Annotated in this window: 11 protein-coding genes; 3 read left to right on the forward strand and 8 right to left on the reverse strand. The window is 43.9% G+C overall.

Going from position 1 to position 16,262, the window contains the following annotated elements; all coding sequences use genetic code 11:
* From AS194_RS08115 to AS194_RS08125, 3 genes are all read left to right on the forward strand, one after another.
* Nucleotides 1–601 (forward strand): IS256 family transposase (locus AS194_RS08115; protein ID WP_152978620.1); only part of this gene is annotated, 601 nt, incomplete at its 5' end.
* Nucleotides 602–747: 146 nt separating this feature from the next.
* Nucleotides 748–1,611, forward strand: a complete 864-nt coding sequence (gene rsmA, locus AS194_RS08120) for a 16S rRNA (adenine(1518)-N(6)/adenine(1519)-N(6))-dimethyltransferase RsmA (RefSeq protein WP_058025010.1) — start codon at nucleotides 748–750, stop codon at nucleotides 1,609–1,611.
* A gap of 43 nt (nucleotides 1,612–1,654) precedes the next feature.
* Nucleotides 1,655–2,491, forward strand: a complete 837-nt coding sequence (locus AS194_RS08125; RefSeq protein ID WP_058025011.1) for a symmetrical bis(5'-nucleosyl)-tetraphosphatase — start codon at nucleotides 1,655–1,657, stop codon at nucleotides 2,489–2,491.
* 200 nt (nucleotides 2,492–2,691) lie between these two features.
* Here the strand turns inward: AS194_RS08125 and AS194_RS08130 are convergent, their stop codons facing one another.
* The 8 genes from AS194_RS08130 to ahcY all read right to left on the reverse strand — a co-directional run bounded on the left by AS194_RS08130 (nucleotide 2,692) and on the right by ahcY (nucleotide 15,961).
* The gene (locus AS194_RS08130) at nucleotides 2,692–3,327 is read right to left on the reverse strand and encodes a BLUF domain-containing protein (protein ID WP_058025012.1); all 636 of its coding nucleotides are present in this window, start codon (nucleotides 3,325–3,327) and stop codon (nucleotides 2,692–2,694) included.
* A gap of 234 nt (nucleotides 3,328–3,561) precedes the next feature.
* The gene (locus AS194_RS08135) at nucleotides 3,562–6,003 is read right to left on the reverse strand and encodes a site-specific recombinase (RefSeq protein WP_058025013.1); all 2,442 of its coding nucleotides are present in this window, start codon (nucleotides 6,001–6,003) and stop codon (nucleotides 3,562–3,564) included.
* Between the two features lie 233 nt (nucleotides 6,004–6,236).
* Entirely contained in the window at nucleotides 6,237–8,021 is a 1,785-nt protein-coding gene (locus AS194_RS08140) for an acyl-CoA dehydrogenase C-terminal domain-containing protein (protein WP_058025014.1), read from the reverse strand.
* 329 nt (nucleotides 8,022–8,350) lie between these two features.
* A complete protein-coding gene (locus AS194_RS08145; protein ID WP_058025015.1) occupies nucleotides 8,351–10,144 on the reverse strand; it encodes an acyl-CoA dehydrogenase C-terminal domain-containing protein in 1,794 nt (597 codons plus the stop codon).
* 494 nt (nucleotides 10,145–10,638) lie between these two features.
* Nucleotides 10,639–12,351: a GGDEF domain-containing phosphodiesterase gene (locus AS194_RS08150; RefSeq protein ID WP_058025016.1), complete on the reverse strand. Its 1,713-nt coding sequence runs from the start codon at nucleotides 12,349–12,351 to the stop codon at nucleotides 10,639–10,641.
* 160 nt (nucleotides 12,352–12,511) lie between these two features.
* Nucleotides 12,512–13,378, reverse strand: a complete 867-nt coding sequence (locus AS194_RS08155) for a 16S rRNA (uracil(1498)-N(3))-methyltransferase (protein WP_058025017.1) — start codon at nucleotides 13,376–13,378, stop codon at nucleotides 12,512–12,514.
* 296 nt (nucleotides 13,379–13,674) lie between these two features.
* Nucleotides 13,675–14,523, reverse strand: a complete 849-nt coding sequence (gene metF, locus AS194_RS08160; protein ID WP_058025018.1) for a methylenetetrahydrofolate reductase [NAD(P)H] — start codon at nucleotides 14,521–14,523, stop codon at nucleotides 13,675–13,677.
* Between the two features lie 13 nt (nucleotides 14,524–14,536).
* A complete protein-coding gene (ahcY, locus tag AS194_RS08165; protein ID WP_058025019.1) occupies nucleotides 14,537–15,961 on the reverse strand; it encodes an adenosylhomocysteinase in 1,425 nt (474 codons plus the stop codon).
* Between the last annotated feature and the right edge of the window lie 301 nt (nucleotides 15,962–16,262).

Below are 16,262 nucleotides of genomic sequence, written 5' to 3' on the forward strand. Positions count from 1 at the left end.
GAATGAAGGGGCTAAGTTCTGGCTAGGCGTTCTCACTGAACTACAAAACCGTGGGGTGCAAGATATTCTTATTGCCTGTGTAGATGGCTTAAAAGGCTTTAGTGAGGCAATTAATACAGTATATCCAAACACGCAGGTTCAGCTATGTATTGTGCATATGGTACGTTACTCTATGAAGTTTGTACCATGGAAAGATAGGAGAAAAGTAGCTGCTGATTTAAAGGCGGTTTATGGCGCTGATACGCTTGAGCTGGCAGAGGCTAATCTTGAGCACTTTGATGAGACTTGGGGCAAGGAATATCCGCATGTCATCAAGTCTTGGCGCAATAACTGGGAGGGCTTAACGGTGTTCTTTAATTACCCTAAAGACATCAGAAAAGTCATCTATACCACCAATGCTATAGAATCATTAAACAGTGTGATTCGTACGGCGGTGAATAAGCGTAAGGTGTTCCCCTCTGATCAAGCAGCATTCAAAGTGGTGTACTTAGCCACCCAGCAGGCGTCTAAAAAGTGGTCGATGCCGATTCGTAACTGGACGTCTGCCCTGAATCGCTTTATGATTATGTTTGATGACCGTATCAGTAAGCATTTAATCTAAATGGCAGTTACACAGAATCTGGGATGGGCTCTCTCAAAAACACGCCCTAATTATGAGCTGTGTTATAATTTGCCATTATAAAGCTAAAACATTGCTGCTATTACATTATCATCGCCCATTTCTCTTTTATACATTAAGACTCTTTTATGTCCAAAACTTCATTTGATGCTCAAACTATTTCTAACAGTTTACGTACTGCCAAGCACCAGCCGCGTAAGCGCTTTGGCCAAAACTTCTTGCATGATACCAGCGTCATTCGCGAAATCGTTGAAAGTATTCGTCTAGAGCATGATGACAATTTGATTGAGATTGGGCCTGGTATGGGCGCATTGACCGAGCCGTTATTAGCAGAAGTGGATGCGATGACAGTCGTAGAGTTGGATCGCGATTTGGCTGATAGCTTACGTATTCGTATTGGTGCCAATAGCCATCCAAACTTTGAGATTATCAAAGACAACGCCATGCACGTTGACTATCGTGATCTGTATAGCGAAACGCGCGGTAAACTGCGCGTGGTGGGTAACTTACCATACAATATTTCAACGCCTATCTTATTTCATCTGCTTAGCTATGCGGATGTGATTCAGGACATGCACTTTATGCTACAAAAAGAAGTGGTTGAGCGTATCACGGCTGATGTTGGCAGCAAAACTTATGGTCGTCTGTCTGTCATTATGCAGTACTACTGTGATACAGATTATTTGCTGACTGTGCCTCGCGGGGCTTTTAATCCTCCGCCGAAAGTCACGAGTGCTGTTTTTCGACTGACACCGCATATCGATAAACCGATAGTAGCAGAGGATGAAGAGTATTTTGCTATCGTGGTACGTGAGACTTTTAACCATCGTCGCAAGACGCTACGCGCTATCTTCAAAAAATCAACATTGTTGCCAACGCTGAGTGAGGATGATTTTGCCGCTTGCGGTATCGATCCGCAGGCACGTCCTGAAACCTTAAGCGTTACAGATTTTGTCAATCTGAGTAATCAGGCTCGTCATATAGACGTTTAATGTAAATAATTACTAATTATTATATAAAAATCATAGAGGTATTATGAGTTTTCGCCATCAGTATGTCATTGGTGACCTACAAGGTTGCCACGCGGCTCATCTACAGTTACTAGAGACATTGGATTTTGATCCTAATCAAGACAAGTTATGGTTTGCTGGTGATTTGGTAGCGCGTGGTGAGGACTCACTAAATACCTTGCGCGATGTCAAAGCATTGTGTGAGCAGGGCGCTGCAGCAACGGTATTAGGCAATCATGACATCAATTTGATTGCAGTCTGGCGCGGGGCTGCAAAGCTCAAGAGCAAAGATAAAACAGCGCCAATTTTTGCAGCCGATGACTGTGATGAATTGCTTGAGTGGTTACGCAGGCAGCCGATATTAGCGTATCCGGATGAGCATACGGTGCTGGTACATGCAGGGATTCCACCACATTGGAGTATTGAGGCAGCAGCAGCATATGCCAAAGAGCTAGAATCACAGCTGCAAGGCAGTTTGGAGCAGCTTGATGAACTACTGCCAAATCTCTATAGCAAAAAAGCTGATAAATGGCATGCAGGTATTGAAGGCTTTACCAAAATGCGAGCGATTGCCAATTACTTTACTCGTATGCGCCTATGTCAGCAGGATGGCTTGCTTGAGTTTGACTTTACAGCAGGGCTAGATGAGCCTATGCCAACCGATTTTTTACCATGGTTTGAGTGGCAAGTACCGCGCACGCGTAAGATACTATTTGGTCACTGGGCCGCGCTGCAAGGCGAAATCGATTTACCATATGCGCGTGCACTCGATGGTGGGTGTGTATGGGGAAACTGTCTGTTGGCGTATCGTCTCAGTGACAGCAAGGTAATAGCTTCAAGTGCACAGTGCCCGGGTTCATAACGTGGGCTACGAATACCCGGACTACAAATACCTTAATATAAAAGCCTAAATAATCTTTTTAAATAGGTCCGCAAATGCCGTCTTTTTCAAGCGGGCTATTGATCAATTAACAGCCCTGTTTTGATGGTTCTACTGAGATATGCTCAAATGATTAACATTGAGTGATGCTCAAATGATTAATAAGTCATCTAACTGAGTCATTAAGGAATAACGTCGTACCTGAATAATAGGACAGCGGCGGTTGACGCGACCAGTAGCCCAAGAAATATAAATAATAAGATATTATCTTGAGTTAACTTTTCTTCAAGCTCAGAGTAACCTAAGTCATCAAAGGTGATGTAGTTTGTGTCATGACTGATGTTAGAGTAGTCGAACTTCCTCACACATTCAATAAAGTATTCAATAAACCAGTATGGCCAGTGTTCTGGTTTGAATGGTGAGATCTCTCCTAACTGCGCATGATCAGACAGTCTATGCCAATTGCTGGCGCTTAAGTTAAGACTGTGCATACGCCAATCTTCAAAGCGGCATTGACTGACCTGCTCAACAGCAACGACATCTACTTTTTTATGGTTCCTATCTTTAAATATTCTTTGCATAAGAGAAAATACAACGTCTTTTGCGCCTTCTAAGCATTGAAGGAAGCTTTTTTCATCATTGCATAGAAAACCTGCAATTTTATTATTTTTATTGTAGACATGCGAGTGTCTTTGGATATGCTCAAATACAGATCTATCGGTGGTATTAACTCTACTAACATAGATGAGTCTTACAAGGGAGGTTGATGCAACGTCCTTCATAGATTCTTCCAGTTTGCTATGACTGGCTATATTCATTCTTGTCCTCGTTTAGTGATCTATCCCAATATCTTATTGAGCCCGCTCCTCATTATTTTAGATGATTTTTGAATCCTAAGTTTGTTGAGCTGTGCGAGAGTTTTGCCTCTACGTCCATATTTTCAAGATTAAGGGGTAAAAGCTTTAGCTAAGTCGTGTGAGTGCTTCAGGCCTTGTGCCAAATAGTTTTAATCTCAATAATTCACCAAGCATAAAGCCGCCCAAGCGAGCCTTTTAATCAGGCAGCTTTGGCGGCTTTTTAGGTTTTGGCAAAGGTGTTTTGGCATCGCCAGTAGACTTGTCATCCGCATGATTTGACTCGTGACCAACAGTATCATCATTATCGATGGTATTGAGCGTCTTGGTGACTTTGTCATATTGGATATCGTCGGTATAAGGCGTGCTGTTTAGCTCTTCATCTGCCAGACCATCATCAAGATTGACAACCTTCTTAGGAGAGTTGTGAGGTTGGGTGTGATCGCCTTGTGGTTGACTGTCATAGTATATGTCTGTACTCGCTTCCGCGTTTTGCGCTACTGCTTGCTTAGACTCGGGTAATATTCTGACATCAGACAATCGGCGTACCACATAATTGCTTGGTATGGCTTTTCCATTTTTTTGTGCTGAAGTGTCATCAAATATCATGTGACCTTGACTATCGATGCGTGCATATTTCATTGGCTTGTCGCGTGGCCAGAAAAAGTCAGAAGGATGGCTAATGATATGTCCAAACACTAGCTTTGTGAGACGACTCCATTCAAAGAAACGCACTTCTTTTGAACGTAAAGCAACAAATAACGCCAGCGAAAAACTGACTATCAAGTTGACCATACCAATAAGCGCCACACCCAATATAGAAATCAGAATGAGGCTCCAGCTGATGTCATCAGCAGATATATTGAACAATCCGTGTGCCAAGTTCGCTGATGCAAAAGCAATGTGGCGAATATCAATTGGTAAGCCGAATATGTAGCCGATGGTTGCTGTACTACCTAAGAAAACCCCGAATAAAAAGTTACCCATGATAGCGCCCAAGTTCGCTTCTATAAAGCCGCCTAAGCGCTTAAGCCATGATACAGGCAGTATATATTGTAGTAGTTTATGACGTTGAATACGCGCACCTACTTTGTTATAGACCGCTAAATTGTCGTAATAACCCGCGATCAAACCCGCTAAGAACAAATATACGCCAGCGATAGCAGCATGAGGAAGCGCTAATGAGTGAAATGGATCCAAGTCATGGAGTAGATGACCTGCTTTTTCGGTACCAATCATCGGTGCGCCTGTGTACTGTAACCAAGCAAAAGAGATGATAAGTGCAACGGGTATCGCTAACATAACGTTGCCCATGATAGCGATAAATTGCGTACGCAAGATATCAACGACCAACTCTGATAGCTTATTTAGCTGATGAGACTTCTTGCCAGAGCCTTCAGATATAGTAGAAGCAATAGCAGCAGCGGTCATCGCTGGCTGCTTGGTAGCGACCGTTCCACGAATAACATGGATGAACACAAAGCCCAAGCCATAAATCATACTGTTAATAAATGCACGTCCCATCGGTGCGAGCGCCAATTGGTAAGCCAGTATTTTTATAGTGGCCATAAAGGCAATGACAAAACCGCCAATAGAGGCCTTTTTGAGCATCTTTTGATAGCCAGCCTTATCGGTGCTGATATAGTGTTCACCCACGCGACTGGCATTTTCAGTAACTTTACGTGACAGCAGTTTTGTGTTGTTATCAATCAAATGGCCAATGCTATAGCGGCGATTGGCAGTGGTGATCAGGGTCTGGATCAACTCAATGACGGCGCGATCTCTTCTTTGATGGTCGTCTGTGACAAGCTCCGTCAAGATACGCATGCGCTGCAAGCTTTGATCTAAGCGCAGCATCATATTGGTCAAGCGAATAGAGATACCCGTTTTGTAGATCCGTTTGCGAATGGTGGCAACAATGTCTTCGCATTGCTCAATCATAACCAGCAATGGCGCTGGATCAACGGCTTGCTCTGGGGTAATGTCGGTTAAGGTATCAAGCTCGTGCGCTTGTCTATATTGATTAACAAAGAGCACCGCTTCTTGGTTTTGGGCAACAAAAGAAGCAGAGTAGTTGAGCATCTGCGGATAAGAATCCATCAAATCAGGATGTAAGCCAAGACCACTAATGCGATAAGACAAAATAATAATCGCATTCAAAATGCTGTTTTTTGCCGTGGCAACCAAGTCTAGATGTTTTTCTTCCACCCTCAGAAGCTGCACAAGCTCATCCCATTTCTGAGTCTCGATATTGGCAAGCCAGCGCTCATCAGTACGCTTATCAAACAAGTAACCAACCAGTTCAACGACGGAGTCATCTTGAGGGAGTATCGGCAAAAACCGATGTCCGACCAATCGTCTTAAGCTATTAAAGAATCCTTGATCCGACATAATACCTGTATCGGTATATAGCGAGATTTGACGATATTGGATAATCAATTTTAGGACAAAGCTAGAGAGTCCGTCGCCGTATTCTGGATGTTGATGGAGAATGTCAATAAGGGTTTGAATGTTTTGGTTGGCTAAAGCAGGTTCTTTGTCGCTGACTCGTAGTTCCTCGATCAAGCGTTTGAGCACCGCAGGATCGGGCACATCACTTAGGGCTGTAATCTGTTGTAATATGCGTTTTAATTCTGACACGTCGCACCCTTTATTGTGGTTGTTTCAATCGTTTTTATTATTTAACACTGTGCATGATATTGTTAGGAATCATGGCTTTTTATGGCACTTAAGTAACACCTTATCTTGCGCTATTTTAATCGTAACCACGCATCGATAGTAAAGTATTTTGTTAGCAGTTATTTTGCCAAAAAAAAGGACAGTCATTGAACTGTCCTTTTTTCATGGTTTTATCGGGTCTTCATGATGAGCATTTAACTGGCTGGTACATCAAAGTAGTCAAGATCAAAGTTCATCATCGGGTCACTACCAGCTTTGACCATCTGTGCATGCGCATTGATACGTGGCAAGATACGGCCAACGAAGTAATCTGCAAGCTTGGCTTTATTGGTATAAAAATCGCCTTCTTTACCGTTGGCGGCTTCTACCATCAACGCAAACATGTATGAGTAAGCAAGGTAGCCAAACGCATGCATGTAGTCAACCGCGCAGCCATTGATTTCGTTTTTGCGTTCGCCAATATTGTTCAGAACTGTTGTGGTGAGCTCTTCAATCGTATCCGCTGCATCCAAAGTAGCTTGTTTGATACCATGATCCGCTTGCATATTGTTAACAAAATCACGAATCTCACCCAAGAAATGTGTGACATATTTGCCGTTATTACGAGCCACTTTACGACCTAGTAAGTCAAGTGCCTGAATACCGTTGGTACCTTCATAAATCTGAGCAATACGCGTATCACGAACGATTTGCTCCATACCCCATTCGCGGATATAGCCATGACCACCGAAGACTTGCTGGCAATCAACGGTTGCTTCTAGCGCTTTATCAGTCAAGAATGCTTTAGCCACTGGCGTCAGTAGGGCAACGCGCGCCGCCGCGGCTTGAGCGGCCTCTGGGTCAGTACTAAATTTTTCTTCGTCTAGGTTTTTGGCGACATACATCGCAAAGCAACGTGACGCTTCGGTGTTGGCTTTGGCGTTCAATAGCATACGGCGTACATCTGCATGGTGGATGATGGCATCCGCAGGTTTTTCTGGACTTTGTAATTGCGTATCGCTGCGGCCTTGACCACGGTCGTTGGCATATAGAGCCGCGTTCTGATAAGCAAGTTCAGAACCACCAAGACCTTGTAAGCCCATGGTGACACGCTCATAGTTCATCATGATGAACATTGATGATAGACCAGTGTTTTCCTCGCCAACCATCCAGCCTTTGGCGTTATCAAAGTTCATGACGCAAGTGGCAGACGCTTTGATACCCATTTTGTGCTCGATAGAGCCAACGGCTAATGTATTGCGCTCGCCCAAGCTACCATCTGCATTGACCAAGAATTTTGGTACAACAAACAGTGAGATGCCTTTTGAGCCTTCTGGCGCATTGGGTGTCTTTGCCAATACCAAATGAATGATATTGTCAGTGAGGTCATGCTCACCACCAGTGATAAAAATTTTGGTGCCAGAGATATTGTAGCTACCATCATCGTTTGGCACGGCTTTGGTTTTGATGATACCCAAATCAGTACCCGCATGTGGCTCAGTCAAGCACATGGTACCAGACCATTCGCCGTTATACATTTTTTCTAGATAGGTTTGTTTTTGCTCTTCAGACGCCGCCGCGTTGAGGCAAAGCGTCGCGCCAACGGTTAGGTTAGGGTAGAGGGCAAAGGATTGGTTGGCCGTAAAAACCATCTCTTCGGTGAGCATGGTAACCATTTTTGGGAAGCCTTGACCGCCGTATTCAGCGTTACCGCTAAGGCCAACCCAGCCTGATTCAGCATACTGTTTGTACGCGTCTTTAAAGCCTGCTGGCGTAGTAACAACGCCATCACCCTCAAAGGTTGCACCTTCTTCGTCGCCACTACGGTTGATAGGCAATAAAACGTTTTTTGACAGTTTTGCCATTTCTTCTAAAATCATATCGACGGTTTCCATATCGACATGAGCTAGGTTTTCGTTATTTTGCCAAAATTGTGGCGCTTTAAATACATCATTTAACATAAAACGCATGTCATTAAGAGGGGCGTTATAAACAGCCATAAACATTCCTTTGGTTTAAATAGATAAAATTGGAGTTGTTAAGATTATCAACTGTTCTCTTGATGTAACCTTAGCGATTCATGTTCAAAGTTTAACAAATAAGCTTGTAGGCGGGTGTATTTCTTCGTGAATTGTGCGTGCACCAAAAGTTAGCAGCCACTATTGCAGTCATTGAGTAGGTTTTGGACAGAGCAACTACTTATAAAAAGCACGCGACTGGTTGCTATCAACGATTATAATCAGCACAGTAAGACCCATACCAAAAAAATCGGCAACACACCGAAGTATGTTGCCGATAAAAATACGATATGAGAGGGATTTGGGGCTAATTAAAAAGCAAACTGGTCCACATCCATGCTCATGTATGGCTCAACGCCTGTGCTGATACGCTGTACATAGGTCGTGGTGCGTGGTAGTAGTTTAGTGAAATAGAACTGAGCCGTTTTAACCTTGGCATCATAGAATGCTTTTTCACCAGTGCCGTCAGCAATAGCGGTTTGAGCAACCAATGCCATACGCGCCCATAAATAAGCCAAAGTTACATAACCACTAAAGTACATGTAATCAACCGCGGCAGCGCCAACAGCGTCTGGGTTTTCAGTGGCTTGCATCCCAATACGTGATGTTAGATCACCCCATTCTTTGACATGTTTGGCAAGCGGGCGGATGAACTGACCCATCTCGTCATTTTCTTTGTTATCTTCACAGAATGTGTGGATAATTTTGACAAAGTTTGCAAGCAGTTTGCCTTGCGAGCCCAGCACTTTACGGCCGAGTAGGTCTAGTGCTTGGATTTCTGTGGTGCCTTCGTAGAGACAAGCGATACGCGTGTCACGGACGTTTTGCTCCATGCCCCACTCACTGATAAAGCCGTGACCGCCATAGACCTGTACGCCATGGTTAGCCGCTTCGAGCCCCGTTTCAGTCAAGAACGCTTTTGCGATTGGTGTCAATAGTGACAGCATTTGGTCAGCAAACTTCAGGTCATCGCCTTCGCCTTTTGCAACAGTATCCGCAAAGTGTGAGAGGTAATAAACCAGCGCACGACCGCCTTCAGCAAAGGCTTTTTCGGTCAACAGCATGTTGCGAACCGCTGGATGAACGATGATTGGGTCAGCGACTTTTTCTGGCGCTTTAGCACCTGATAGTGAGCGCATCGCTAGGCGGTCTTTGGCATAGGTTAATGAGCCTTGGAACGCGTACTCTGCTGCAGTCAAACCTTGAACTGCTGTACCGATACGAGCGACGTTCATAAAGGTAAACATGCACTGTAAACCGCGGTTTTCTGGGCCAATCAAGTAGCCTTTTGCACCATCAAAGTTCATCACGCAAGTCGCTGAAGCTTTGATACCCATTTTGTGCTCAATAGAGCCACAGACGACGTTGTTGTTTTCGCCAAGGCTGTTGTCTTCATTGACCAACACTTTAGGTACGATAAACAGTGAGATGCCTTTGGTGCCAGCAGGCGCGCCTGGTAGACGGGCTAGAACGATATGAATGATGTTGTCGGTGAGGTCGTGCTCGCCTGCTGAGATGAAGATTTTTTGACCGGTGATGCTATAAGTACCGTCATCATTTGGCTCAGCTTTGGTACGGATAATACCCAAGTCAGAGCCCGCGTGGGCTTCTGTCAAGCACATGGTGCCTGACCATTCGCCGGTGACCATTTTTTCTAGGTAAGTTTGTTTTTGCTCATCAGTGCCATGGTGCTCGATGGTTTGAATTGCGCCATGCGATAGGCCAGGATACATAGAAAATGACCAGTTAGCCGTACCGACCATCTCATTGATGACCGTTGATAGTGAGAACGGCATGTTTTGACCACCAAATTCTTCTTCAGCTGATAGCGCTGGGAAGCCAAGCTCACAGTACTGCTTATAAGCTTCTTTAAAGCCTTTTGGCGTGGTGACCTTACCATTGTCAAACTGGCAGCCTTCTGCATCGCCGCTTTGATTCAGTGGTGATAGCTCGTTTTCGGCAAAGCTTGCCGCCATTTCAAATAGGCTGTCCATCAACTCACGATCAGCCTCTTGAAATGCAGGCAACGTTTTGTAGTGGCTTTCACTATCGAGTAGCTCATGCATCACGAATTGAATGTCACGTAAGGGCGCTTTGTATTGCATAACTTCCTGTCCTTTTTAGAATGTAACCGATCATAGCCAACAATGAGCATATGGTCGCACTATCCTCTAGTGCGTTATTCTTACCTAGCCAGTCTGGAAATCTAAATAAATGATAAACAGTGAAGCAGGTCAACCATGCTATCGATTACATAAAATAGTGTTGAAAAGAGTGGTGATTGTCAGAGTCAAAGAAAGATTAAATGTGCTCTAACAAATTCACTATAAAAGATAGGCTTTCATAGGTGATTATACAAGTTTGGTGACAGGACTGATAAGTCATGAACCTGTCTTGCATCGGTTATACAATCAACGTTAGGCCTCAATCTGAATCATTAATAACCCTATGAAACATTGATCGATATACAACAGGACAGATCAAAGATTCAGAGTTATATCAGCCAATTTTCATCATAAAAATAACGTTCACATAAAGAAAAACCGCTTTAGAGTCAAAGGCGCCAATAAGCGGTTTTATGATACCCAGAAAACAAGAGCTATTCGGTGGCATACTGTTTGACCAGCATTTCAGTGGCCACATCAGCGGGCACAGGTTTGCCAAACCAATAGCCTTGTCCATTTTTGCAACCCATGTTCAGCAACACATCGCGCTGCTGTTCGGTTTCTATACCTTCTGCCACCACATGCATGTCTAGAGCATCTGCCAAGTCTAGAATGGCTTTTACAATGGCATGCTGAGTACGGTCGGTATCAATTTTTGAGATAAAACTTTTATCAATTTTGATAAAGTCAAAGGGGTATTCTTGCAGATAACTCAAGGATGCATAGCCCGTACCAAAATCATCTAAGGCAAGACGGACGCCCAATTCTTTGAGAGAGTTGAGTTGTTTTCTGACATCATCATGGCGCTGAATCAAAGAGGATTCGGTCACTTCGATATGCAACTGACACGCCGCAATATTGTGCTGTACCAATAGGCCGCTCACCATGTCAAAAAATTCAGGATGACTAAATTCGGCCGCATCGGCATTGATACAGATATGCTGACAAAAACCTTGCTGTTGCCATTCAGATAACTGATTGGCAATCTTGTTAGCCATCTGTGAAAACAGCTCAAACGAGAGCTTATGGGTCAAAATAGCATCGATAAAATGTTTTGGTTTTAGTAGACCGCGGGTAGGATGTTGCCAGCGAACTAGTGCTTCAAACCCTGTGATAATCCCCGTATCCAATAAGAATTTTGGTTGATAATACGGTATGAACTGTCCTTCAGCCGATGCTGCTCTCAGATCGGCTTCTAACTGTAGGCTACCTGAAGTGGCTTCCTCAATCGTTTTGTCATACCAACGGATATCATCGCCGCCGTGTTGTTTGACATACTGTAAGGCTTTTTCTGCTTTGCTCAACAATCCTGTTACCTGAGCATCATTTTTGGGAAAGTAACTGACGCCTACAGAAATATGGCAGTAGATATTTGCATCTGTGGCCGCGTTTCCATTCATTGTGAAGGGTATCTCGCACATTTGCATGAGCGTATCTAGCTGATGACGTACCATATTGCCATCTTGACACTCAAACAATAACGCAAAGTCATCCCCGCCAAAGTGGGAAAAGCAGCGTAAATGCTCTAAATGGAGCTCTTTGATACGTTTCACAAACTTCTGTATTAAAGTGTTTATTCCCTCAGACCCCAGCAAGCTTGCCAGATTGCGATAGCGGTCTATATTGAGACGTACAATCACGACTTCTTGATAGGTGTCTAATAAAACGTCACTGGCCTGACTCAAAAACACTTTGCGATTGGGCAATCCAGTGAGTTGATCGTAGTTGAGTAAATGAGCAACCTGCTTTTGATCTTTAACGACGGCAGACATGTCGCGTAGCATACCCACATGAAATACCGTTTGGTCGATACAAATTTTACGATAGGTGATTTGGCAATCGATCGTCTCACCATAGCGATTGGCCATGGAAAAATCCAACTCGTAGAAACCTGACTCTCTTAAATTATCCTTAATCTCTTTTAGGATAAGCTGCTCTTCTTCTGACAAAAATTCAGCCGCGTAAATACCGAGTGGACGACCGACCAAAAAGGATTCTTTATAGCCAATCATAAGCTCATAGCTGGCATTGACAGATAGATAGCGTAAATTACTGTCTAGCACAAAAATAGCATCTTCGATCTGCTCACACAGTTGGGCCATGAGTCGCTGTTTAATCGATACTGGAATGGGGTCAAAGTTGCTCATAATAATGTTTCACAAAAAATAAAGGCTTATAAAAAATAAGTACTGTGATTCACTTTACTAAATTAGAACTAAGATCACTTTTAATTCTACACAACATAAAACAAAAGTTCTATTTTAAAGTGTCTATAAATGATAGTAAATCTCATTAATAATACTGATTTTAACCATAAAAAGCGAGTAAAGTAGTCAATGCAACCACGGGTGCTGTCTCTGTACGTAATACCCTACTGCCAATTTGCCAAGGCATAAAACCTACAGATTCGGCCTTTTGACACTCATCGTCACTGAGACCGCCTTCAGGACCAATCAATAGTTCAATATAGGGAGACTCTTGCTTGAGAACTGAGGCCAGTTTCTCGGGTTTTGCAGGTTGTCCTGCTGCTGGCACACTCATCTGCATACGTAGATTTGCAGCGCTACGCAGCACTTGATAATAAGTATCTTGGCTGAGTATAGAGACGATAGGACTGACCATTGTTGCTGTATTCAAGGCATCAGACGCAGGTTGATTCAGCCATTCATTGATAGATAATGGGGCAAGAATGAGTGGGGGCCGGTTAAGACCACACTGCTCGCAGGCCGCTATAGCGACTTGTTGCCAGTGAGCCAGTTTTTTCTCGATTTGTGCAGGTTTTAGATTGACCTCGCCATGATGACTACTAAGCAGTTGAATAGCCGTGACGCCAAGCTCGGTTGCTTTTTGTACCGCATAATCCATACGCTCGCCGCGACTCATTACTAAGCCGATTTTACTAATAATAGGCGCCGTACGATCATCCTTTAGATGAGTGAGGAGGGTAGCCGTCGCGTTTTTTTTACTGATTGCTTTTAGCTCTACCTTATATTCACCACCAAATCCATCGAACAAGATACCTTGATCTCCGATATTTGCACGCAACACTCGGCACCAATGATGGACGATGCTGTCTGGCAACTCAACGTGGCTCCCTAGAGGTATGTCACCCAGCTTAGGTAAAGGCATAGCATCAGTATTGTCGTTATTAATGGCATAAAAAAAACGTCGCACTTGGTCTTATTCCTATTATTTGATTGTGAGCAGTTATTATTGACCCAATAGAATATCACTTGATGCCACGAAAGGCATTCCTTTTATGATAATTACTGCTAGATAACAGCGCTCAACGGATAAACGACATTATCATATAGTAAGAAAAATTTAAGAAATACATTAAGATGAAATGTGTTTTTTGATACATGAATGTCTAGTAGATAAAATTTTCCAATAAAAAAACTGGCACTCCGAAGAGCGCCAGTTAGTATAAATTCATTATATACTTGCTTAATTATCAAGATTATCAAGTATTAAACAGTAAGTCCTAATGCTTCAACCAAGCGTTTATTTGGCTCAACTTTGTTCATGCTATAAAAATGCATGGCTGGCACGCCTTCGCTCATTAAGCGCTCACATAAGCGATACACCACATCAAAACCAAACTCGCGAATAGATTTGCTGTCATCGCCAAAATCCGCCAATCGCTTGCGCACGTAACGCGGAATATCAGCGCCGCAGCTATCAGCAAAGCGTATTAGGTTACTAGAGTTGGTGATCGGCATGATGCCAGCTACCAACGGTTGGGCAATGGTATCGATACCGCGTTTCTCTAACGTGTCACGCAAATACAGATAGCTGTCTGCATTATAAAAGAACTGCGTGATCGATGCATTGGCACCAGCACGGTACTTATTCACCAAGTTGTCAACATCAAACTCAAAGCTACGCGCTTGTGGATGCATCTCAGGATAGGCCGCCACTTCGATATGGAAGTGATCGCCTGAGTGCTCACGAATGAACTTGACCAAATCTACTGCAAATGGCAGCTCACCCATACCCACCTGACCGGATGGCAAATCGCCACGTAGTGCGACAAGACGTCTGATTCCTAAGCTTTTATAAAACTCAAGTAACTCAGCGATTTGCGCTTTGTCATCGCCGATACAAGACATATGCGGCGCAATTTCAGTCTCACTGCGCGCGCTTAGTGCTTGTACGATGTCTAAGGTACGGCTACGAGTTGACCCGCCCGCACCGTAGGTCACCGAAAAATACGCTGGTGACAACTTATTTAGCTCATCATAAGTGCTAAGAAGCTTTTCGTGACCTTGCTCGGTTTTTGCAGGAAAGAACTCAAAGGAGAAAGCAGGCTTACTCACAGTCAGGCTCCTTTTAGTATTTATAAGCGTCAGGTTTGAATGGACCTTCGACAGGCACACCCAAATATTCAGCTTGCTTTTGGGTCAGCTTAGTCAATGTACCGTTAAAGCCTGCAACCATCGCAGCGGCCACTTCTTCGTCCAACTTCTTAGGCAATACTTTTACGTATAAGTTATCAAAGCGCTCATCAGTCGGCAGATCAGCGAACTTTTCTTCGAACAGATACATTTGAGCCAATACTTGGTTGGCAAATGAGCCGTCCATGACGCGTGATGGGTGACCAGTAGCATTACCTAAGTTCACTAGACGACCTTCAGCAAGCAAGATCAAATAGTCGTTTTCATCGTCTGAGCGGAACACTTGATGTACTTGTGGTTTGATCTCAACCCAGCGCCAGTTATCACGCATAAACTGAGTATCAATCTCGGTATCAAAATGACCAATGTTACATACAACCGCACCAGGCTTAAGGGCAGCTAGCATATGACGGTCACAAACGTGATAGTTGCCAGTCGTGGTGACAATCAAGTCTGTGTCTTCAAGCAAGCGTTTATTGATATTGTCCGCGCCGCCAGTGTTGTCACCGTCAATGTATGGTGATAATACTTCAAAGCCATCCATACATGCCTGCATGGCACAGATAGGGTCAACTTCTGACACACGTACAATCATGCCTTCTTGGCGTAAGCTTTGTGTAGAGCCTTTACCTACATCGCCGTAACCGATAACCAAAGCGCGGCGACCAGCAAGGAACATATCGGTAGCACGTTTGATAGCATCGTTTAAGCTATGACGGCAACCGTATTTGTTGTCATTTTTAGACTTGGTAACTGCATCGTTGACGTTGATGGCAGGCACCTTTAATGTACCTTTATTCAACATCTCAACCAAGCGATGGACACCTGTAGTAGTCTCTTCAGAGATACCATGAATACTATCAAGCATTTGGGCGTAATCATTATGAATCAATGCGGTTAAATCACCGCCATCATCCAAGATTAAGTTTGCATCCCAAAGCTGACCTGATTCTTCTCCGCCAACGTGGATTTGTTGACGCAAGCACCATTCGTACTCTTCTTCTGTTTCGCCTTTCCACGCATAAACAGGGATACCAGCAGCAGCAATCGCAGCAGCAGCATGGTCTTGGGTTGAGAAGATGTTACATGACGTCCAGCGTACTTCAGCACCTAGCGCGACGAGTGTCTCGATAAGGACAGCAGTTTGGATGGTCATGTGGATACAGCCAGCGATTTTCGCGCCTTTTAGCGGCTGGTCTGCTTCGTAGCGACGACGCAAGCCCATTAGGGCAGGCATTTCGGCTTCGGCAAGGGTTATTTCACGGCGGCCATAATCAGCAAGGCTGATGTCAGCGACTTTATAGTCAGTGAAAGAGGGGTCGATCGTATGGGCAGAGGGTGTAGTAGACACTGCGTCCATAATATGCTCCTATCAGTGGTTAACGAATGATAAAAAGAATAAAAACGCAGGTGCCGTTGTTTGCGCTGTTGATGACCAAGAATAGGTAGCCAACAGTTAACCGAGCCTAACATAAGGGTTGAATAGCAAGTGCTTCAACATAAACACCGCCATCCGTCATTATGGCGCAACACCTCTCGGAGGTCGTTATTGTAATAGATGCGATGCAGCTTGTCACCTTTTGCTTGATATAAATAGTAAGCGTTTGGAGTATTTACTCATACAAAAAAAGGCCATCGATTGATGACCTTAATTTATTTTG

The organism is Psychrobacter piscatorii (assembly GCF_001444505.1).
Lineage (GTDB): Bacteria > Pseudomonadota > Gammaproteobacteria > Pseudomonadales > Moraxellaceae > Psychrobacter > Psychrobacter piscatorii_B.